Origin of the sequence: Kribbella sp. CA-247076 (assembly GCF_050942445.1) — a bacterium.
GTDB lineage: Bacteria > Actinomycetota > Actinomycetes > Propionibacteriales > Kribbellaceae > Kribbella.
The window spans coordinates 7,385,245-7,404,116 of record NZ_CP192051.1 but is presented as its reverse complement, the minus strand read 5'-3'; the positions used below and the strand labels follow the sequence as shown (position 1 = coordinate 7,404,116).

Sequence of the window (18,872 nt, the reverse complement as noted above, 5' to 3'; positions counted from 1 at the left end):
GTTCGGCCCAGGCTGAACCGCATGACACGACCACTGCTCCTCGCCGGCGCCCTCGCCGGACCCCTGTACGTCGGAATCGGCACGGTCGAGGCGATCGTCCGCGACGGATTCGACATCCGCAAGCACTCCCTGAGCCTGCTCGCCAACGGGACGAACGGCTGGATCCACTCGGCCATGCTCGTCGGCACCGGCCTGCTCGCCGTCGCCGGCGCGATCGGCCTGAGCCGGTCCTTCCCGCCCGGTCAGCGGTCGCGCTGGGCGGTCGGCGGGCTGCTCGTGTACGGCGCCGGTGTCGCCGCGGCCGGGTTGATGCGTGCCGATCCGGCGCTCGGCTTCCCGCCGGGCACGCCGGACGAGCTGCCGGAGACGATCAGCTGGCACGGGTTCGGCCATGTCATCGCCGGGTCCGTCGGATTCATCGGGCTGATCGTCGCGTGCTTCGTGCTCAGCCGGTGGTTCGGCCGGCGGCGCTCGACCGGCTGGTCCCGGTTCTCGCTGGTGACCGGGATCGTCTACTTCCTCGCCCTGGTCGGCCTCGGCGCCGGCAGCGGCACCGCCGTCGTCAACCTCGGGTTCACGGTCGCTGTCATCCTGGGTTGGACCTGGATCACCATGCTGATGCTGCGCGCCCGCGCAGAGGGGAGTCTCCGATGAAGTTCACGGCCGAGCTCGAGTCCACCGGCAAGACCACGGCCGGCTTCGAGGTCCCCGCCGAGGTGGTGGAGACACTCGGCGGAGGCGCGCACCCGAAGGTCAAGGTGACCGTCCAGGGGTACACGTTCCGGACCTCGATCGCCCGGATGGGCGGCCGGTACCTGCTCGGCGTCAGCGCGGAGCGTCGTACCGAGGCGGGCGTCTCGGCCGGGGACGTGCTGGAGGTCGACGTCGAGCTCGACACCGCTCCGCGCGAGGTCGACGTACCCGAGGAGCTGGCCGCGGCGCTGGCGGCGGACGCCAAGGCCCAGGAGTTCTGGGAGACGCTGAGCTACAGCAAGCAGCAGTGGCACGTGCTGCAGGTGACGTCGGCGAAGACCGACGAGACCAGGACCCGCCGGATCGAGAAGTCGATCGGGATGCTGCGCGAAGGGCGGGCCCGCTGATGCGCTTCATCGCCGTCCTGCGGACGTCGGAGGCCCACGGCTTCCCGCCGCCCGAGCTGCACGAAGGCATGGCCGCGCTCGGTGCGGAGGCCGCCCGCAGCGGAGTCCTCGTCGACTCGGCCGGCCTGCTCCCGATCGCGACCGCCACCCGCGTCGGCGTCTCCGCCGGCCGGCTGACCGTCGCCGACGGCCCGTTCGAGGACCCGAACCCCCTCGGTGCATATGCCGTGTACGACGCCTCCCGCGACGAGGTCATCCACTGGACCAAGCGATTCATGGACCTCCACCGCCGGGCCTGGCCCGGCTGGGAGGGCGAGTCCGAAATCCGCCAGATCTTCGGGCCCGAGCAGTAGCTCGGCCGCTCGGGTCCTCGCAGTAGCCCGGGTGCTCGTTCGGGTCCGCGTAGTCGCGCCGGCTGCTCGTTCGGGTCCGCGTAGTCGCGCCGGCTGCTCGCTCGGACGACGGAGGTCGCTCGCCGGCCTCCGTCGTGGGAGTGAGGTTCGGGGTGGGCGGCTGGGTCAGACTGGGCAGATGGTGGCTCCGCGGGTGGTGGACGGCGCGGTCGTGCTCGCGGTGGCGATCGCGACCTCGGTGCCGTTCATCGACCCGGCGCCGGGGTCGGTCACCTGGCTGGGGGTGCTATTCAACCTGGGGACGGTCGTGCCGCTGCTCTGGCGTCGGCGGTGGCCGTTCGGGGTGATGGTCGTTGTCGGCACGGCCGCGACCCTGGTCTCGCTGCACCACCACCCCGGGCAGAACCTGCAGTACGGCGGCCTGGTCGCGATCTACACGCTGGCCGGTCTCGGCCGGAAGCGGTGGCAGCGGATCGGGGTGCTGGTCGTCATCCTGGTGACGTTCCCGCCGGCGTCGTTGCTGCTGAAGGACAACGACCTGGACGAGTTCATGTTCACGTTCCTGCTCCCGGTCGCCGCCTGGCTGCTCGGGTCGCTGGAACGCAGCCACCGCGAGCACGCCGCGGTCCTGCGGGAACGTGCGGACCAGTTGGAGCGCGAACGAGTCGCCGAGGCTGCCCGCGCGGCCGCGGAGGAGCGTGCCCGGGTCGCCCGCGACATGCACGACATCCTCGCGCACGCGGTCAGCCTGATGGTCGTCCAGGCCGAGGCCGGGCCGGTCGTCGTACGCACCGATCCGGACCGGGCCGAACGGGCCTTCGACGCGATCGCCGACGCGGGCCGGGACGCGATGGTGCAGTTGCGGCGGCTGCTCGGCGTACTGAAGGCCGGCGAGGACCGGGCACCGCAGCCGACGCTGGCCGACCTGCCGGCGCTCGTGCGCGGGACGTCTTTCGAGGAGAGCGGCGTACGGCGGCCGTTGCCGGCGGACACGGAGGTCGCGGTCTACCGGATCGTCCAGGAGGCGCTGACGAACACGGTCAAGCACGCCGGCGCGACGCGGGTCGCCGTACGGCTCGACTGGTCCGCGGATGCGGTCGAATTGGTTGTCACCGACAACGGAGTCGGAGGTCCGCCGGCGAGTGGTGGGCACGGGTTGGTCGGGATCCGCGAGCGGGCGGCCGCGTGCGGTGGTGTGGCGACGGCCGGGCCGCTGCCGGGTGGTGGGTTCGAGGTACGGGCCAGACTTCCTTGTCCAGAAGGGGTTTCATGATCCGCGTGGTGCTGGCCGACGACCAGGAACTGGTCCGCAGCGGGTTCGCGATGATCCTCGACGCGCAGCCCGACATCGAGGTCGTCGGCGAGGCGGCCGACGGCGCGGAGGCGGTCGCGCTGGTCCGCTCGCTGGCGCCGGACGTCGCGTTGCTCGACGTACGCATGCCGCGCGTCGACGGTCTCGCGGCCGCGCGGACGATCTGCGCGAGCACTGCGACGAAGGTGGTGATGCTGACGACCTTCGACTCCGACGACTATGTGTACGACGCCCTGTACGCCGGCGCGAGCGGGTTCCTGCTGAAGGACGTCCGCCGGGACGACCTCGTGCACGCCGTCCGGGTCGTGGTCGCCGGCGACTCGTTGCTCGCCCCGAGCGTCACCCGCCGGCTGATCGCCGACCTCACCCGCAACCGCCCGCGATCCGGCCCGCCCGCCGCCCTCGACGTACTCACCGCCCGCGAACGCGAAACCCTCGTCCTGCTCGCCCGCGGCCTCACCAACGCCGAGATCGCCGCCGCCCTGACCGTCAGCGAACACACCGTCAAAACCCACGTCAGCAACACCCTCACCAAACTCAACCTCCGCGACCGAGCCCAAGCCGTCATCACCGCCTACGAATCCGGCCTCATCACCCCCACGAACCAGTAGGTCGAGAAATCTCGCTCTAGGCGGTGATGTTCGGGCGGGGCGGGGTGGTGAGGATCGGGGGATGAAGACGATTGGTTTGGTTGCGGCGGGGTTGTTGGTTGCTTATGGCATTGTTCGGCTGGCGGACGGGGTTGATGGGCAGCACGGGCCGGGGGTGGCTTGGACGGTGGGGCATCTGTTGATTCTCGTGGGGTTCGTGTTGTACGGCGTACTGCTCGTGCGGGCTCGGCAGGTGCTGACTCGGCGGCGGGCTGTGGGTACGGCGGCTGTCGTGGTGGGGATGGTCGGGGTGGCGGCGTTCGTACGGGTGATCGTGGTCGATCTGATCGTCGGATTCCGGGCTGATAACCATGCGGAGAAGTCGCGGATCGGGGATCTGTACGAGCGGTGGCCGGGCGATCTGGGGATCTACGAGCCGCTGTACACCGTGGGGCCGTTGCTGTTCCTGGCCGGACTGCTGACTCTGGCGGTGCTGCTCGTGGTCGAGCGGCAGCTGCCGGCGTGGTCGCCGGTGCTGCTGTTGGCCGGCTTCGTGGTGATCTCGGCGAACCTCGACCTGATGCCGCTCGGTGGAGCGTTGCTCGGGCTCGCGTTCGTCAGCAGTACGACCGGCAGCCGCGATCGACGCCGTACACCCGCCGCGCTTTAGCCACCGCGGCGACCGGGGACAGTTGCCGGCCTTCTCGCCACGCCTTGAGATAGGGCTGCGGCGACACGGCGCCGCGGCGGATCCACCACCTGCCCGGCGGGGTCGGCCAACTGATCCCGAAGTGCAGGTGAGGCGGCGTCGGGCGGGCGCTTCCGGTGTTCCCGATCAACCCGAGCGTCTGCCCGCCGCGGACCTGCACTCCCGGTCTGATCCCGGCCGCGATCGCCGCCAGGTGCGACCCGTAGTACCGAACACCGTCGATCCCGACCACCGACACCGACAACCCACCCCGGTCCCGCCCGACGTTGCTTCCCGGCTCCCACGCATCCACCCGAACCACCTCGTCCACCCGCCCCGCCACCGGCGCGACGAACCGGCACCCCTTCCCCGCAAAGATGTCCGACGCCGGATAATCATGATGACTCTCCGAAGCAGCCCCCACACACCCACCCACCGGAAACACGTAGCTAACCCTTGCTGCTGGCAACGGCGTCGTACGGGGTGGAGAACTGCTCGGAGGTGGTGCCGGCGCGGGGCTCTCGGACGCTGTGTCGCCGCAGGCCGGCAGCGCGATCAGACCACCGGCCGCGAACACAGTCGCCGCGGCCGCTCGGAGCCTCGCTCGGCGAGTCGTCATCCCGGGTTATTGAAGTGGTGGAGCGCCGGATTGTCCACCGCGGGTGTTCACCGGGGTGTCAGGTGGTGGTCATGGGGAGGGGTGATGATCGCGGCGGATTCCGCCTCCGAGAGGACAGCTGATGGGGCACTCGCACGACCACGCGCACCCGCACGACCACGGCCGGGCCCCGGCACACGGGATCGACCACGCGCACAGCCACGATCACGGTCACAGCCACGACCACGGACACAGCCACGCGCACGATCACGGGCACGGGCACGATCACCATCATCCGAACACCGAACTGGACTCGGCGACGTTGGTGGCGTTGGACGAGTCGGTGCCGGACAGTGACCTGTCGCCGAGTGAGGTGTCGCGGCGGGCGCTGCTGCGGTCGGCCGGGATCCTCGGCGGTACGGCGGCGCTCGCGGTCACCGGGGCGCAGGTGGCCGCGGCCACGTCCGCAGACCGGGACGGCTGGATCTTCAAGCCGGGCGGCCGCCCGAACGTCTGGCTGGCCGGTGACCACCACATCCACACCCAGCTGAGCTCCGACGGCCTGTACCGGGTGATCGACCAGGCCCGGCACGCGGCGGCGTACGGGCTGGACTGGCTCGTCATCACCGACCACGGCGGCGCGACGCACGCGCGGATCGGCGTCGACCTGGTCAACCCGCAGATCAAGGCGGCCCGCTCGGAGCTGCGGAACACGCTGATCTTCCAGGGCCTGGAGTGGAACATCCCGGCCGCCGAGCACGGCACGGTCTTCGTCGCCCCGGGCAGCCGCGAGGTCGACGTACTCAAGCAGTTCGAGAACTCGTACGACGGCAGCGTGCGCGGCGCCGGGGCGAACACGCCGGCCAACGAGGCGCTCGCGGTGTCCGGCATCCAGTGGCTCGGTCAGCAGGTGGACCGCCGCCGGGTCGCGGACGCGCTGTTCCTGGCCAACCACCCGGCCCGCAACGGCATCGACAGCCCGCACGAGATCCGCAACTGGCGGGACGCGGACCCGCGGATCGCGGTCGGCTTCGAGGGCGCGCCGGGGCACCAGGCGGCCGGCCTGCCGGAGGGGATCGGCGGCGCGAGCGCCCGCGGCTTCTACGGCAACTCGCCGAACCCGAACTCGTTCCCCGGCTACCCGGCCGAGAGCTACCGGACCTGGGGCGGGTTCGACTGGATGACGGCGACCGTCGGCGGTCTGTGGGACAGCCTGCTCGCCGAGGGCAAGCCGTGGTGGATCAGCGCGAACTCCGACTCGCACGTGAACTGGAACGAGACCGCCCGCCGCCCCGACGGCTCGAGCCAGGCGCAGTTCGACCGCGACGGCCGGTACATGGACCCGGTGTACGGCAACACTGTCAACCGGACCGCGGGCGACTTCTGGCCCGGGTTCTACAGCCGCACGCACGTCGGCGCGGACCGGCGCGACTACCTCGCGGTGATGGAGGGGCTGCGCAACGGCCGCGTCTGGGTCGACCACGGCGCGCTGGTCAAGGGCGTCGAGGTCGAGGTCCGTGAGGTCGGCAAACGGTCTGGCGAACCACTTGGCGGGGCCCTGATCACGCGCAAGGGCCGGGCGCTCGAGCTGGTCGTCCGGATCACCGCGCAGACGATGCCGAACTGGGCGAACTTCGTCCCGGCGCTCAACCGGGTCGACGTCATCCAGGGCGCCGTCACCGGGCCGGTCACCGACCGCGACACGTTCACCGCGCCGAAGACCAAGGTCGTCCGGCAGTGGGACACGTCGGGCAAGCGCGGCACGTTCGAGCTGGTGTACCCGCTGGGACGGGCGGAGGCGCCGTTCTACGTCCGCGTCCGCGGCACCGACGGGAACCGCAGCCGGCCCGGCTATCACGGCGCCGCGATCGACCCGGCCGGGCCGCAGCTCGACGTGGTCGGCGACGCGGACCCGTGGGTCGACCTGTGGTTCTACACCAACCCGATCTGGGTCCTGCCCCGGTAGCCGAAGGAGGACAGTGATCATCGCGATCGACGCGGACAGTAGGGACACGGCCGAGGCCGACCACCTGCTGTACGACCTGTTCGGCGTCGTCGACCAACCGGTCGTCGCCTGCACCCACATGGTGTCGGGCGGCGACCGGCCGCACGTCGCCGTCTCGCTGATGAGCGCGGCCGACCTGGCCGACGCCGTCCGCGCGCACTTCGCCGATCGCCGCGTCGGCCTGGCGATCACCCGGCCGGGCGCGTCCGAGCCGGAGCTGTCCGGCCCGAGTCAGCTCGTCCGGGGCGCGTACGTCGCCGCCGTCGAAGCCGCCCTGGGGACGGCGGGTCGCGCGGTCCGCTGGCCCGGACACGAACAGGCGCACGGCATCCTGCCGGCCGCGGAGCTCCGCACCCGCTGCGGGATCGACCACCTCGAAGCCGTCGGCGGCGTACCCGTCACCGACGACACCCTGATCGACACCCGCGACTTCCTCCGCCCCCTCCGCCGGGCCGGCCGCCTCACCCTCCAGCTCCAGCCGGCCGCCGGCAACCTCCTCATCCCCTTCGAATCCCAGCACCAGCAGCAGTGCTGCGCCGATCACTAACGCCGGTCGTCCCAAGCGGTGGAAGACCGCAGTACGTCGGGAAGAGGGCCGACCACCCCGAGGCGTTGGGTGCAGCGGGTGAGGGCGACGTACAGGTCGCGGAGACCGCGCGGGGACTCGACCAGGATGCCGTCGGGGTCGACGACCAGGACGGAGTCGAACTCGAGGCCCTTGGCGCCGGCCGCGCTCAGGACCGTCACCTCGCTCAGGTGGGCGACCGCCTCCTGCACCAGCTCGAGCCGGCTGCGTGACGTGATCACACCGACCTTCCCGTGCTGCGTCTCCTCCGCGGCGACCTTCTGCACGTACGCCGCCTGATCCGCGGCCGCGATGTCCGCGTGCCACGGCTTGACCCCGGTCGACCGCACCGATCGCGGCGCCTCGACCGAGGGATCGACCTCGCGCAGTACGTCGCCCGCCAGCTCCATCACCTCCGCCGGCGTCCGGTAGTTCAGCGTGAGCTCGGCCAGCCGCCACCGGTCGCCGAACGTGGACCCGAGCGCACCCTGCCAGCTCGTCCCGCCGCCGACCGCACCGGTCTGCGCGACGTCACCGACCACGGTCATCGACCGCAACGGACACCGGCGTGCGATCGCCCGCCACGCCATCGGCGTGAGCTCCTGCGCCTCGTCGACGATCACGTGCCCATACGTCCACCGCCGGTCGGACCCGGCGCGGTCGGCCAGCGTCCGGTCGTCCTCGGCCTCGTACCGTTCCGCGAGCATCTCGGCGTCCAGGATGTCCTTCGCGGTCAGCACCTCCGACTCGTCCTCGTCGTCGAAGTCGGTCGACGCCGACCCGGTCAGCACGTCCAGCGACCCTTGTGCGTAAGCGATCCGGCGGGCCCGGGCCGCCCGCTCCCGAGCCGCTTCCTGCCCGTCGTCACCGAGCAGCTCGGCGGCCTCGTCGAGCAGTGGTACGTCGGACGGGCTCCAGTCGGCGCCGTACCGGAGGAGGTGTTCGCGGTCGAGCACGCTCAACTGTGGTGCGGCCAGGGCCAGCCGATCCTCGTCGCCGTACAGGTCCTCGAGGAGTTGCTGCGGGCTGAGCAGCGGCCAGAGGCGGTCGAGCAGCGCCTGCACGGCCGGCTCGGCGAGCACCTCCTTGCGCAGCTCGGCCAGGTCGTACTCGTCCAGCAGGTTCTCGCCGCCGAGCGGGTCCGCACCGATCAGCTCGGCGTACTGGTTCGTCAGGTAGTCGACGATCTCGGTCAGGAAGAACGGCCGGGCCTGGTTGTGCGTCAGGTGCCGCTCGCGCACCCGGTCCCGGAGGTCCGCGCAGTACGACGGGTCGAGCCGGAGCACCGTGCGGTCGACGGTCACCCGGATCGGCCGCTCGGGCACCCACTGCCGGTCGGCGACCGCCTTGGCGATCACCTCGGCCATCACCGGACGGCCCTTCACCTCGGCGCTCTCCGCGTCCTCGGGCCGGGTCGCGGTCAGGCCCGGGATCAGCTCGGCGACCGTGACCAGCCGGACGCCGTCCTCACCGAGGGACGGCAACACCTCGCCGATGAATCGGAGGAACGCCGGATTCGGCCCGACGACGAGAATTCCGCGCTTTTCCAGTTGTTCACGGTGGGTGTACAGCAAATACGCGGCGCGGTGCAGCGCGATCGCGGTTTTCCCGGTGCCCGGTCCGCCCTGCACGACCAGGATTCCAGGCAGTTCGGAGCGGATGATCCGGTCCTGGTCGGCCTGGATCGTCTGCACGATCGACTCCATCCGGCCGGTCCGCCGGGCGTCGAGGGCCGCGAGCAGGACCGCTTCGCCCATCACCCCGGTGCCCGGCTTGGACGCGTCCGGCGCGGCCCGGTCGAGGTCGAGCTGCTCGTCCTGGACGTCGACCACCGTGCGCAGCCGGGTCTTGATGTGCCGGCGGCGGACCACTCCTTCGTTCGCGACCGCGGTCGCGATGTAGAACGGCCGGGCGGCGGGAGCGCGCCAGTCGACCAGCAGCGGCTCGTAGTCGGCGTCGTGCAGCCCGATCCGGCCGACGTGCAGGGTCTCGCCGTCGGCGTCGTCCAGCCGGCCGAAGCACAGGCCTTCCTCCGCGGAGTTCAGCCGGGCCAGCCGGACGTTCAGCTCACGGATCCGGCCGTCACGCTGGTGCAGCGCCTGCGCGTTGCGGGTCTGGACCAGTTGCTCGTCCTGCTTGCGGGCCTCGGCGCGCTCGCGCTCGGCGTCGAGCGCGGCGTAGAAGGTCGTCAGGTGACGCTGCTCGGCCTGGACCGGATTCGGCAATTCAAACCCCTCGTGATAAAATGCCACCCGTTGGTTCCCGAAGGACATTTCCGCATTTCCTCCGGTGGTATCCACAAATCCTTGATGTTATCCCGGATGGCGCATTTTCTGTACTGCCGGTCCGAAGCGTGGGGACGTTCGTGACTCACTGGCTGTATCCCGCCAACGCGGTGGCGACGCTGGTGACGGCAGCCGCCGCGATCGTCCAGCCGGTCGCGATCCTGCACGCGCCGTGCGGCCCCCGGTGCGACCCGCACGGGTACGTCGCGATCTTCAGCGTCCTGCCGGTCGCCGTCGTCGTCGGGATCTCGCTGATCGCGTTGACCCTGCTGATCGGCCGGCGGAAGTCCGGGTTCGGGACCGCTCTCGCTGCCGCCTGTTGCTGTGCCGGCCTCGCCGTCCTGGTCGGCCGCCTGCTGCCCGGGCTGGTCCTGTGGTCGATCGTCGGCGCACTCTTGCTGGTCGCCGCGCTCGCGCTCGCGGGGCTGCGCGTCGTCCCGTCGAGGCTGCCGGAACCGCCGCACCCGCCGCTCGACCGCCGCTGAGACGAGCTTGACCTCAAGCGTTGTTGAGGTACTACGGTCGCCGGCGTGACCGTTCATCCGCTGCGGCTGGCCCTGCTCAGCCGCACCGTCGACGCCGGCCGCTTCGGCACCGTGGTCACCCGGTGGTTCGCCCGCGAGGTCGAGCGGTCCGACGACTTCAAACTCGATCTGATCGACCTGAGCGCCGTACCGCTGGACGCTCTGCCGGCCAGGATCGACGAGGCCGATGCCGCGGTGATCGTGACCGCCGAGTACAACCACGCCTACCCGGGCGACCTCAAGACCGCGATCGACGCGGTCCGCCGGCCCTGGTACGGCAAACCGATCGCCTTCGTCGTGTACGGCGGCCGCTCGGGCGGACTGCGGGCCGCCGAGCAGCTCCGGCTGGTCTTCGGCGAGCTGCACGCGGTCACGATCCGGGACACCCTCGGCTTCCCCGAGAACGCGTTCACCCCGGACGGCGACCCGGTCGACCCGACGACGCCGGCGGCCGCGACGGCGCTGCTCGACCAGCTCGCGTGGTGGGCCCGGCCACTCCGGGACGCCCGCGCCCAGACGCCGTACCCGGGATAGCGGACCTCCAGCACTCCACAATCGCGGCGACTCGACCGCCGGCCCGCTGAGAACCGGCCGAGGCGGACGAATGTGATGGCCTGGCGGTCCGCGTCCTGGAATAGGGCCCGGCGCCGAGGGGTTGGAGGTTGAACGTGACTGCCGAACCGCTGCCGCTGTCCGTGCTCGACCTCTCGCCGGTCCCGACCGGAACGCGACCGTCCGAGGCCTTGCACGAGACGCTGGAGCTGGCGCGGACCGCCGAAGCCGCCGGGTACCACCGCTTCTGGCTGGCGGAGCACCACAACATCCCGAGCGTGGCCAGCTCGACCCCCGAGGTGATGATCGCGGCCGTCGCCGCCTCCACCTCGCGGATCCGGGTCGGCTCCGGCGGCATCATGCTGCCGAACCACTCGCCGCTCAAGGTCGCCGAGACGTTCCGCGTGCTGGCTGGCCTGCATCCCGGCCGGATCGACCTCGGCATCGGCCGCGCGCCCGGCACCGACCAGCGGACCGCGCTCGCCCTGCGTCGCAGCCGCGAGGCGCTCGGCGCGGACGACTTCCCCGAGCAGTACGCCGAGCTCCGCGCGTACGCCGAGGGCTTCCCGACGGGTCACCCGTTCGCGCCGATCTCCGCGCAACCGGACGACGTACCGCTGCCGCCGGTGTGGATCCTGGGCTCGAGCACGTACGGCGGTCAGGCCGCGGCCGCTCTGGGGACGGGCTTCGCGTACGCCGGCCACTTCGGCACGCTCGACCCGGCCGGCGTGATCGCGTCGTACCGGGAGAACTTCCAGCCGTCGGACCACCAGACCGAGCCGCACGTCATCCTGGCGCTGGCCGCGATCGTCGCCGAGTCCGAGGAACGCGCGCAGCAGCTCGCGGACGCCAACGCTCTGTCCATGCTCCGTCTGCGCTCCGGCCGCCCCGGCCCGCTGCCGTCACCCGAGGAGGCTGCGGCCTATCCGTGGAGCGAGACCGAACGCGCTGCGGTCGAGGAGTGGTCCGGCCTGGTCTCCGTCGGTACGCCGGCCCAGGTGGCCGCCGACCTGTCCCGCCGGGCGTCCGCCGCCGGCGCGGACGAACTCATCATCACCACGAACATCCACAACCCGGCCGAGCGCCGCGCGTCCTTCACCCACCTCGCGTCCGCCTGGAGTCTCAAGCCCCGGTAGTGCCACCGCGGACGTGCTCGAAGATCAGGCTCGTCTCGGCATGAGCGACCGCCGGATCGGCGGTCAGGTGGTCGAGCACGAACTCGCGGAGCGCGTCCGGCGACGCCGCCGACACGTGCAGCAGATAGTCGTTCGCCCCGCTGACGTGGAACAGCGACAGCACACCCGGTAGGCCCGGCACCTTCGTCCGGAACCGGTTGATCTCGTCCCGCGAGTGCGCGCCGATGCGCACCGCGACCAGCGCCTGCAGCGGCTGCCCGAGCGCGCCCAGGTCCACGTCGGCGTGGAACCCGCGGATCACGCCGCGGTCCCGCAGCGACCGCACCCGCATCAGGCAGGTCGACGGTGCGATCCCGGCCGCCTCGGCGAGCGCGTTGTTCGGCATCCGGCCGTCGGCCGCCAGCAGCCGGACCAGCTCCCGGTCGACCTCGTCGACCCCGCCGGGGGCCGCGCGCGGAGCGGGACCGGGGGCCCGACGATCCTTCGGCATGCCACCACTGTAGGACTCCTCCACAGAATCCACAGCGTGTGGATGAGCCTGTGGATGAATTTTCTTCGGAACCCTTGCGTCTCATCTGCAGAAGATTCCATTCTCGTTGCGTTACCCACAGAGCCGCGAGGAGGCACGCATGGCCCAGTTCGACACCCGGTCGGTGCACGCCGGCCGCGACGACCTGACCGCGCTGGGCGTCCACGTCCCGCCGATCGACCTGTCCACGACGTACCCGCTGCCCGGGGTGGCGGCGGGCGGAACGTCGTACGACGCGCTCGCCCAGGGCGACGGCCCGGACGGCGGGAGCCTCGTCTACCAGCGCTTGTGGAATCCGACCGTCGCCCGCTTCGAGGAGGCGCTCGCGGAGCTCGAGCACACCGACGGCGCGGTCGCCTTCGGCTCGGGCATGGCCGCGCTCACCGCCTGCCTGCTCGCCACCGTCGCCGCCGACCGTCCGCACGTGGTCGCCGTCCGGCCGTTGTACGGCGGGTCGGACCACCTGTTGTCCACAGGCCTCCTGGGTACGACGGTCAGCTACACGTCGGCCGCGTCCGTCGCGGCGGAGCTCCGGCCGGACACGGGGCTGGTGATCGTCGAGACGCCGGCGAACCCGACCGTGGAGCTGGTCGACCTGGCCGCGGTGAAGCGGCAGGCGGGCGACGTGCCGGTGCTCGTGGACAACACGTTCGCGACACCGGTCCTGCAGCAACCGGCTCGTCACGGGGCGAGCCTGGTGCTGCACTCGGCAACCAAGTACCTCGGCGGCCACGGAGACGTCATGGGCGGCGTCGTCGCGGCCGACGCGGAATGGATCGCCCGGTTGCGCCAGATCCGGGCGGTCACCGGCGGCCTGCTGCACCCGTTGGCGGCGTACGAACTGCACAGGGGACTGCAGACGTTGCCGGTGCGAGTGCGGGCGCAGCAGGCGACTGCCGGGAAGGTGGCGGACTGGCTGTCCGCGCAGCCGGCGGTCTCGGAGGTGTTCTACCCCGGGCTGTCCGACCCGCAGGCGCTGATCGGCCGGCAGCAGTCCGGGCCCGGTGCGGTCCTGGCCTTCACCGTTGCCGGCGGCTACGAGGCCGCCGCCCGGGTCGCCGGCAGTCTGAAGCTCATCACCCACGCGGTCTCACTCGGCGGCGTGGACACCCTCATCCAGCATCCCGCCGCGCTCACCCACCGCCTGGTCACGCCCGAGGCCAAACCGTCCGAAAGCCTCCTCCGCCTCAGCCTCGGCCTCGAAGACCCCGAAGACCTCACCGCCGACCTGGCCCAAGCCCTCCCCCAACCCTGAGCCGCCCGCACCCCGCCCCGACCGTCCGCACCGTGCCGAGCCGCTCCGGCCGCCCGTCCCCGACCGAGCGCCCGCGGCTCCTCCTTCTCCTCCCCCCGGTGCCGGCCGTCAGGCCGGCACCGGGGTGGGTCGCGTGAGGACGCGGTCGATGATCCCGTAGTCGCGGGCCGCGTCCGGCGTGAACCAGCGGTCCCGGTCGAAGTCCGTCTCGATCCGGTCCAGCGGCTGCCCGGTGCGGTCGGAGATCAAGCGAGCCAGGTCCTCGCGGGCCTTGATCGCCTGCTCCGCCTGGGTCTTGATGTCGGACGCCGTACCACCCATCCCGCCGGTCGGCTGGTGCATCATGATCCGCGCGTGCGGCAGCGCGTACCGCTTCCCGGGCGTCCCGCAGGTGAGCAGCACCTGACCCATCGACGCGACCAGTCCCATCGCGTACGTCGCCACGTCGTTGCTGATGAAGTTCATCGTGTCGTGGATCGCCAGCCCGGCCGACACCGAGCCGCCGGGGGAGTTGATGTAGAGCGAGATGTCCGCCTTCGGGTCCTCGGCGTTCAGCAGGATCAGCTGGGCGCACAGCGCGTTGGCGTTCTCGTCCTTGATCTCGTCGCCGAGGACGAGGATCCGCTGCCACAGCAGCCGCTGGTAGATATGGGTGTCGAGGGTGTTCGGTAGCTCCATGCCTCCAGCCTGGGCACGGACCGCCCGGAACGGCCCGGGAATCTGCCCGTGGCAGATCTGCCCACCGCAGACCTGGCCGGGATGGCACACTCGGTACAGGACATCGCACGCGAGGAGGCCAGACGTGTTGCTACGCCAGGTGATCGGGAACGTCTTCCGCCGGTTGCGGCGCGAGCGCGGGATCACCCTGCGCGAGCTCGCCGAGCTGGCGCAGGTGTCGGTGCCGTACCTGTCCGAGATCGAGCGCGGCCGCAAGGAGCCGTCGTCCGAGATCCTGGCCGCGATCTGCCGGGCGCTGGACCTCGAGCTGACCGACCTGCTGGCGGAGGTGCAGTTCGACCTGACCACCGCCGTCCGGTCGACCCTGCCGGTCCGGCTGCAGACCGCCGCGATCCGGGTCCAGGAGTCGGCCCCGCGCCGGATCACCTCCTCCCCGCGTGTTTACTCCGGTTCTGCCGACGCGTTCTGCCTGGTCGCCTAGCTGGTGCGTCGGTACGACAACCCGGCCGCGCAGGCCTGGCGGACGACCCCTGCGCCGGCCGAGGTGCTCGCCTTCCACCAGACGCTCCCGGGCCACCGCCCGACTCCGCTGACCTCCGTTCCGTCCCTGGCCGCGGAGCTGGGTGTCGGCCAGGTGCTGGTGAAGGACGAGTCGCAGCGCCTCGGCCTGCCCGCGTTCAAGGCCCTCGGCGCGTGGTGGGCGATCCACCGCGTGCTGCAGGACCACCCCGGCCCGGTCGAGCTGGTCACCGCGACCGACGGCAACCACGGTCGCGCGGTCGCCCGCCGGGCCGCGATGCTCGGTCTGCCGGCCCACGTGTTCGTGCCGGACGTCGTGAGTGACGCGGCGATCGACGCCATCCGCTCGGAGGGTGCGACCGTGACCGTCGTACCGGACTCGTACGACGCCGCGGTCGCCGAGGCAGCCTCGTACGCGGTGGACGACCGGCTGCTGATCCAGGACTCCGCCTGGCCTGGGTACGACGTGGTGCCGCAGCACATCGTCGACGGCTACTCGACGCTGTTCCGCGAGCTCGACGTACAGCCCGACCTGGTCGTGGTGCCGATGGGTGTGGGGTCGATCGCGCAAGCGGCCGTCACCCACTACCGCAGCGGCTCGTCCACCCCGGCCGTGCTCGGTGTCGAGCCCGCCAGCGCCTCCTGCGTCACCACGAGCCTGCTGGCCGGTGAGCTGATGACTGTCCCGACCGGCAAGACGGTGATGGCCGGTCTGAACTGCGGTACGCCGTCCAGCCTCGCCTGGCCCGTACTGCGGTCAGGCCTCGACCACGCGGTCACGGTCGACGACGACTCAGCCCTGCAGGCCGTGGCCGACCTGGCCGCGGCCGGCATCTCCTCCGGCCCCAGCGGAGCCGCAACCCTCGCAGGTGTCCGCGCGGCGCGAGAACACCTCGCCCTGACCGCGGACAGCACGGTGGTCCTCGTCAGCACCGAAGCAGCCCACAACTGAAGCAGGTGGTGTTCCGTCATGTCCGTCGAGCTTGTGGTGCGGTTTCCGGTCGACGACAGGGAGCTGTCGACGCTGCACGGGATCGCGTTCGGTTGCGAGGTGACGATGCAGCCGTGGCGGGAGCGGCTGGAGCGCTGGGCGCTGACCTGGGTGGGTGCCTTCAGCAACGATGAGCTGATCGGATTCGTCCAGGTGTGTTGGGACGGCGGTGGGCACGCGTTCGTCCTGGACACAGCCGTCCATCCCGACCACGGGCGGCAGGGGATCGGGAAGCGGCTGGTGCTGGCCGCGGCGGATGAGGCGCAGGCCGCCGGGTGCGAGTGGTTGCACGTGGACTTCGAGCCGCACCTGACCGCCTTCTACCTCGAGGCCTGCGGTTTCCGGCCCACCGACGCGGGCCTGCTCAAGCTGAGATAGCGGTAAGCCGCTCGGTCGAGATGCAGGACGTCAGGCACCGCTCTTTCGCGTCGCCCAGCAGATCGGCGGTCCAGGTGGTGAAACCGCCGTCCCCGAGCCCGGCACCACCGGCCGCGATGCCCAGCGCCGTACCCGAGTAGTAGTTCGCGCCTGTGGTCCGCTCGGTGTCCTCGACGAGGTCGGTCTTCAGCGCCGGGCGGACGGTGTCGTCGATGCGCTCCCGGACGGCCGACGGCGTGAACGTGGTGAAGGTCAGCTCGGCGGAATCACCCAGTACGTCGCGCCAGAACCGCAGGTGGTCGATCAGCATCTCCGCCTCGGTCCGGCCCGAGCCGGTGTCCCGCGCACTCGACACCAGCGCGAACAGCTGGAAGTGCGCGAACATCCCCGGCCCCTCGACCGCCTGCGCCCGGACGACCCGCTGACACGCGGCCAGATCCACCCGCGCCTGCCCGGCCCGACGCCGTACAGCGGCCTCCAGCGCGAGCTCGTTGGTCGGATCGCTGGCGACCTCTGTACTGCGCATCGTGGTGAGCACCTGGTGCTGGTTGATGGTGGCGATCGCCGAGCACGTGCCGAGCGGTGTCACCGGCGAGAGCTCGACCCCGGCGAACCGCTCGGGCAGCAGCTCCCACAGCCGCTGCTGGGTCTGCACGAGCCGCCGCGGATCCGTCTCGGACGGCTGTACGAACCGGTCCTGCTGCCAACGCTGCAGCAGTCGTGCCGGCGTCACCTTCGCCGCCCGCTCCCGGCTCACGTCCAGCAGCACCGACTGCAGGTCGGACTGACTGAGTCCGTCGACCAGCACGTCCCGGGCGCCCTCGGGCAGCCTTGCCCAGACCCGCTCACTCACAGCTCCCATCACCCCACTCTGACCGAGCACGGGCCGAAAGCGCTCCTCATTTACCTCTGTACCTACTAGTATGTTGGATCTCATGGATGCGATGGAGTACGAGATCACGTTGCCGGCGGACTACGACCTGGGGATCATCCGGCGGCGGGTGGAGACGACCGGGCATCGGCTGGACGACTTCGAGGGCCTGGGGATCAAGGCGTACCTGATCCAGGACCGGGCGAACGGCGCGATGGTCAACCAGTACGCGCCGTTCTACCTCTGGAACGACCCGGCCGGGATGAGCCGGTTCCTCTGGGGCGGCGGCTTCTTCACCGCGATCTGCACGTCGTTCGGCCGGCCCCCGGTGCGGCACTGGACCGGCGTGGAGGCGTTGCCCGGGCCGGACGTCGATCTGCCCGCGTTGAGCGCAACCAAGCACGTGGAGACGCTGGCAAGCGATGTGGACCCGGCGGATCCGGTCGCCGAGGCGCTCGAGACGCTGCGGCGGACCGCGGCGCGCGACGATGTCCACTCGGCCGCGCTGGCGGTGGATCCGACGCGTTGGGAGTTGGTGCACTTCACCCTGTGGAGCTCGGCGGAGCCGGGCGTGGTGCCCGGCACGCGGTACCAGGTGCTGCACTTGTCCACACCCGGCAGAAAGGACCTGCTCGGGCGGTGATTTCGCCGTATCTTTCCAGACATGAAGTACACGAGCCCGCACCTTTGACGCCCTGACCGCCTACCGAAGAGCCTGTCCGCCCGCATCGTCGCGTTCGAGGCGCTGCAGGACTTCATCCCGCTGTATCCGCTGTACCAGCTGCTGTTCGCCGACCACGGGTTGTCGCCCGCCCAGATCTCGCTGCTGTTCGTCATCTGGTCGACGACCGCCTTCGTCCTCGAGGTGCCGTCGGGCGCCTGGGCGGACACGTACTCGCGACGCAAGCTGCTGATCCTCGGCGCGCTGATCAGCGGGCTGGGGTACGCCGCCTGGATCGCGGTGCCCTCGTTCGCCGGTTTCGCGCTCGGCTTCGTCCTGTGGGGGATGTCGTCCGCGCTGATCTCCGGCACGTTCGAGGCCTTCGTGTACGACGAGCTGGCCGCACGCGACCGCACCGACAGGTACGCCGGACTGCTCGGCCGGGCCCGGTCGGCCGCCCTCGCCCTGAACCTGGCCGCGACCGCGTTGGCCGCGCCGTTGTTCGACCTCGGTGGCTACGTGCTGGCCGGTGTCGTCAGCGTGCTCAGTTGTCTCGCCCAGGCGGTCGTGGCGTGGTCGCTCCCGGAGGCACCCCGGGCCACCTCGGCCGAGGAGCCGGGGGATCCCGAGGCCGAGCCGGAGCCGACCACGACCCGGGCGGCCCTGGCGGAGTACTGGTCCACGCTGAAGGCCGGTGTGACCGAGGCGCTGACCAGTCGTCCGGTGCGGAGGGCGGTGGCGCTGGTGGCCTTGCTCGGCGGCTTCCTGGCATTTGACGAGTACTTCCCGTTGCTCGCCCGGGACGCCGGCGCGTCCACGACGATCGTGCCGCTCCTGATCGCGGGCACCGTGGCCGCCCAGGCGATCGGCGGTGCGCTCGCGGGACCGGCGTATAAGTTGCCTGCAGCAACCTTCGCCGTCGGTCTCGGCGCGACCGCGGGACTGATCGCCTGGGGAGCACTGAGCGGGTCGGCCTGGGGCTTCGCGCCGATCGCGCTCGGGTACGGCGTGATGCAGCTGGTGATCGTGATCGCGGAGGCGCGACTGCAGGACTCGATCACCGGTCGGGCGCGGGCGACCGTGACCTCGGTGTCCGGGTTCTTCGCCGAGGTCTTCGCGGTCGCGGTGTACGCCGGCTTCGCCCTCGGCTCGCTGTGGTTCAGCCTGGCGGTCCTGGTGGCCGCGTTGACGGTCCCCGTGCTGCTCACGGCGGCCGTCGTACCCTTCGCGCTCCCACCGGCGAAGAATTCGGTGCCCGCCGAACTATCGGACACCTAGCCTG

General features: G+C 71.2%; 22 protein-coding genes. 17 read left to right on the top strand and 5 right to left on the bottom strand.

The genetic code is table 11. From position 1 onward, the window contains the following. The first annotated feature begins 21 nt into the window (after positions 1-21). From ACQPYZ_RS35405 to ACQPYZ_RS35380, 6 genes are all read left to right on the top strand, one after another. On the top strand, positions 22-654 hold the full coding sequence (locus tag ACQPYZ_RS35405) for a DUF998 domain-containing protein (RefSeq protein ID WP_433163714.1): 633 nt from the start codon (positions 22-24) through the stop codon (positions 652-654). Further along, positions 651-1,100 (top strand): YdeI/OmpD-associated family protein, encoded by a 450-nt coding sequence (locus tag ACQPYZ_RS35400; protein ID WP_433163712.1) that lies wholly within the window; start codon positions 651-653, stop codon positions 1,098-1,100. The genes ACQPYZ_RS35405 and ACQPYZ_RS35400 overlap by 4 nt, the downstream gene beginning before the upstream one ends. Then, a complete protein-coding gene (locus tag ACQPYZ_RS35395) occupies positions 1,100-1,453 on the top strand; it encodes a YciI family protein (protein ID WP_433163710.1) in 354 nt (117 codons plus the stop codon). Before ACQPYZ_RS35400 ends, ACQPYZ_RS35395 begins: the two co-directional genes overlap by 1 nt. 178 nt (positions 1,454-1,631) lie before the next feature. Then, positions 1,632-2,726, top strand: a complete 1,095-nt coding sequence (locus ACQPYZ_RS35390; RefSeq protein WP_433163708.1) for a sensor histidine kinase — start codon at positions 1,632-1,634, stop codon at positions 2,724-2,726. Then, the gene (locus ACQPYZ_RS35385; protein WP_433163707.1) at positions 2,723-3,376 is read left to right on the top strand and encodes a response regulator; all 654 of its coding nucleotides are present in this window, start codon (positions 2,723-2,725) and stop codon (positions 3,374-3,376) included. Before ACQPYZ_RS35390 ends, ACQPYZ_RS35385 begins: the two co-directional genes overlap by 4 nt. A 61-nt stretch (positions 3,377-3,437) precedes the next feature. After that, positions 3,438-4,025, top strand: a complete 588-nt coding sequence (locus ACQPYZ_RS35380) for a hypothetical protein (protein WP_433163705.1) — start codon at positions 3,438-3,440, stop codon at positions 4,023-4,025. On the opposite strand, the gene ACQPYZ_RS35375 is transcribed toward ACQPYZ_RS35380, so the two are convergent. After that, positions 3,973-4,374, bottom strand: coding sequence for a M23 family metallopeptidase (locus tag ACQPYZ_RS35375; RefSeq protein WP_433163703.1), 402 nt, complete (start codon positions 4,372-4,374; stop codon positions 3,973-3,975). The genes ACQPYZ_RS35380 and ACQPYZ_RS35375 overlap by 53 nt on opposite strands. A gap of 409 nt (positions 4,375-4,783) precedes the next feature. On the opposite strand from ACQPYZ_RS35375, the gene ACQPYZ_RS35370 reads away from it, so the two are divergent. Further along, positions 4,784-6,607 (top strand): histidinol-phosphatase, encoded by a 1,824-nt coding sequence (locus ACQPYZ_RS35370; RefSeq protein WP_433163701.1) that lies wholly within the window; start codon positions 4,784-4,786, stop codon positions 6,605-6,607. A 13-nt stretch (positions 6,608-6,620) separates the two neighbouring features. Continuing rightward, positions 6,621-7,193 carry a hypothetical protein gene (locus tag ACQPYZ_RS35365; protein WP_433163699.1) on the top strand — a complete coding sequence of 191 codons (573 nt, stop codon included), beginning with the start codon at positions 6,621-6,623 and terminating at the stop codon, positions 7,191-7,193. On the opposite strand, the gene ACQPYZ_RS35360 is transcribed toward ACQPYZ_RS35365, so the two are convergent. Continuing rightward, the gene (locus tag ACQPYZ_RS35360; RefSeq protein ID WP_433163697.1) at positions 7,190-9,436 is read right to left on the bottom strand and encodes a HelD family protein; all 2,247 of its coding nucleotides are present in this window, start codon (positions 9,434-9,436) and stop codon (positions 7,190-7,192) included. The two genes, ACQPYZ_RS35365 and ACQPYZ_RS35360, sit on opposite strands and share 4 nt — an antisense overlap. Before the next feature lie 140 nt (positions 9,437-9,576). Between ACQPYZ_RS35360 and ACQPYZ_RS35355 the strand changes: the two genes are divergently transcribed. From ACQPYZ_RS35355 to ACQPYZ_RS35345, 3 genes are all read left to right on the top strand, one after another. After that, positions 9,577-9,981 carry a hypothetical protein gene (locus ACQPYZ_RS35355; RefSeq protein ID WP_433163695.1) on the top strand — a complete coding sequence of 135 codons (405 nt, stop codon included), beginning with the start codon at positions 9,577-9,579 and terminating at the stop codon, positions 9,979-9,981. 45 nt (positions 9,982-10,026) lie between these two features. After that, on the top strand, positions 10,027-10,554 hold the full coding sequence (locus ACQPYZ_RS35350) for an NADPH-dependent FMN reductase (protein WP_433163693.1): 528 nt from the start codon (positions 10,027-10,029) through the stop codon (positions 10,552-10,554). A gap of 134 nt (positions 10,555-10,688) precedes the next feature. Then, positions 10,689-11,708 (top strand): LLM class flavin-dependent oxidoreductase, encoded by a 1,020-nt coding sequence (locus ACQPYZ_RS35345; protein WP_433163692.1) that lies wholly within the window; start codon positions 10,689-10,691, stop codon positions 11,706-11,708. Here ACQPYZ_RS35345 and ACQPYZ_RS35340 read toward each other — a convergent pair. After that, positions 11,695-12,198 (bottom strand): Lrp/AsnC family transcriptional regulator, encoded by a 504-nt coding sequence (locus ACQPYZ_RS35340; protein ID WP_433163690.1) that lies wholly within the window; start codon positions 12,196-12,198, stop codon positions 11,695-11,697. The two genes, ACQPYZ_RS35345 and ACQPYZ_RS35340, sit on opposite strands and share 14 nt — an antisense overlap. A 139-nt stretch (positions 12,199-12,337) precedes the next feature. Between ACQPYZ_RS35340 and ACQPYZ_RS35335 the strand changes: the two genes are divergently transcribed. Further along, positions 12,338-13,492: a trans-sulfuration enzyme family protein gene (locus tag ACQPYZ_RS35335; RefSeq protein WP_433163689.1), complete on the top strand. Its 1,155-nt coding sequence runs from the start codon at positions 12,338-12,340 to the stop codon at positions 13,490-13,492. 108 nt (positions 13,493-13,600) lie between these two features. Here ACQPYZ_RS35335 and ACQPYZ_RS35330 read toward each other — a convergent pair whose 3' ends face one another. Then, on the bottom strand, positions 13,601-14,170 hold the full coding sequence (locus tag ACQPYZ_RS35330) for a ClpP family protease (protein WP_433163687.1): 570 nt from the start codon (positions 14,168-14,170) through the stop codon (positions 13,601-13,603). A gap of 124 nt (positions 14,171-14,294) precedes the next feature. Between ACQPYZ_RS35330 and ACQPYZ_RS35325 the strand changes: the two genes are divergently transcribed. From ACQPYZ_RS35325 to ACQPYZ_RS35315, 3 genes are read left to right on the top strand one after another with little or no spacing between them, the layout of a single operon-like run. Further along, on the top strand, positions 14,295-14,651 hold the full coding sequence (locus ACQPYZ_RS35325; protein ID WP_433163686.1) for a helix-turn-helix domain-containing protein: 357 nt from the start codon (positions 14,295-14,297) through the stop codon (positions 14,649-14,651). Positions 14,652-14,654: 3 nt separating this feature from the next. After that, the gene (locus ACQPYZ_RS35320) at positions 14,655-15,641 is read left to right on the top strand and encodes a pyridoxal-phosphate dependent enzyme (RefSeq protein ID WP_433163685.1); all 987 of its coding nucleotides are present in this window, start codon (positions 14,655-14,657) and stop codon (positions 15,639-15,641) included. Between the two features lie 18 nt (positions 15,642-15,659). Then, a complete protein-coding gene (locus ACQPYZ_RS35315) occupies positions 15,660-16,058 on the top strand; it encodes a GNAT family N-acetyltransferase (RefSeq protein WP_433163683.1) in 399 nt (132 codons plus the stop codon). On the opposite strand, the gene ACQPYZ_RS35310 is transcribed toward ACQPYZ_RS35315, so the two are convergent. Continuing rightward, positions 16,045-16,920 carry a hypothetical protein gene (locus ACQPYZ_RS35310; RefSeq protein WP_433163682.1) on the bottom strand — a complete coding sequence of 292 codons (876 nt, stop codon included), beginning with the start codon at positions 16,918-16,920 and terminating at the stop codon, positions 16,045-16,047. The two genes, ACQPYZ_RS35315 and ACQPYZ_RS35310, sit on opposite strands and share 14 nt — an antisense overlap. Before the next feature lie 73 nt (positions 16,921-16,993). On the opposite strand from ACQPYZ_RS35310, the gene ACQPYZ_RS35305 reads away from it, so the two are divergent. Together ACQPYZ_RS35305 and ACQPYZ_RS35300 are read left to right on the top strand one after the other, a co-directional pair. Continuing rightward, positions 16,994-17,572 carry a DUF4865 family protein gene (locus tag ACQPYZ_RS35305; protein ID WP_433163680.1) on the top strand — a complete coding sequence of 193 codons (579 nt, stop codon included), beginning with the start codon at positions 16,994-16,996 and terminating at the stop codon, positions 17,570-17,572. 159 nt (positions 17,573-17,731) lie between these two features. Then, positions 17,732-18,868 carry an MFS transporter gene (locus ACQPYZ_RS35300; protein ID WP_433163678.1) on the top strand — a complete coding sequence of 379 codons (1,137 nt, stop codon included), beginning with the start codon at positions 17,732-17,734 and terminating at the stop codon, positions 18,866-18,868. The last annotated feature ends 4 nt before the right edge of the window (positions 18,869-18,872 follow it).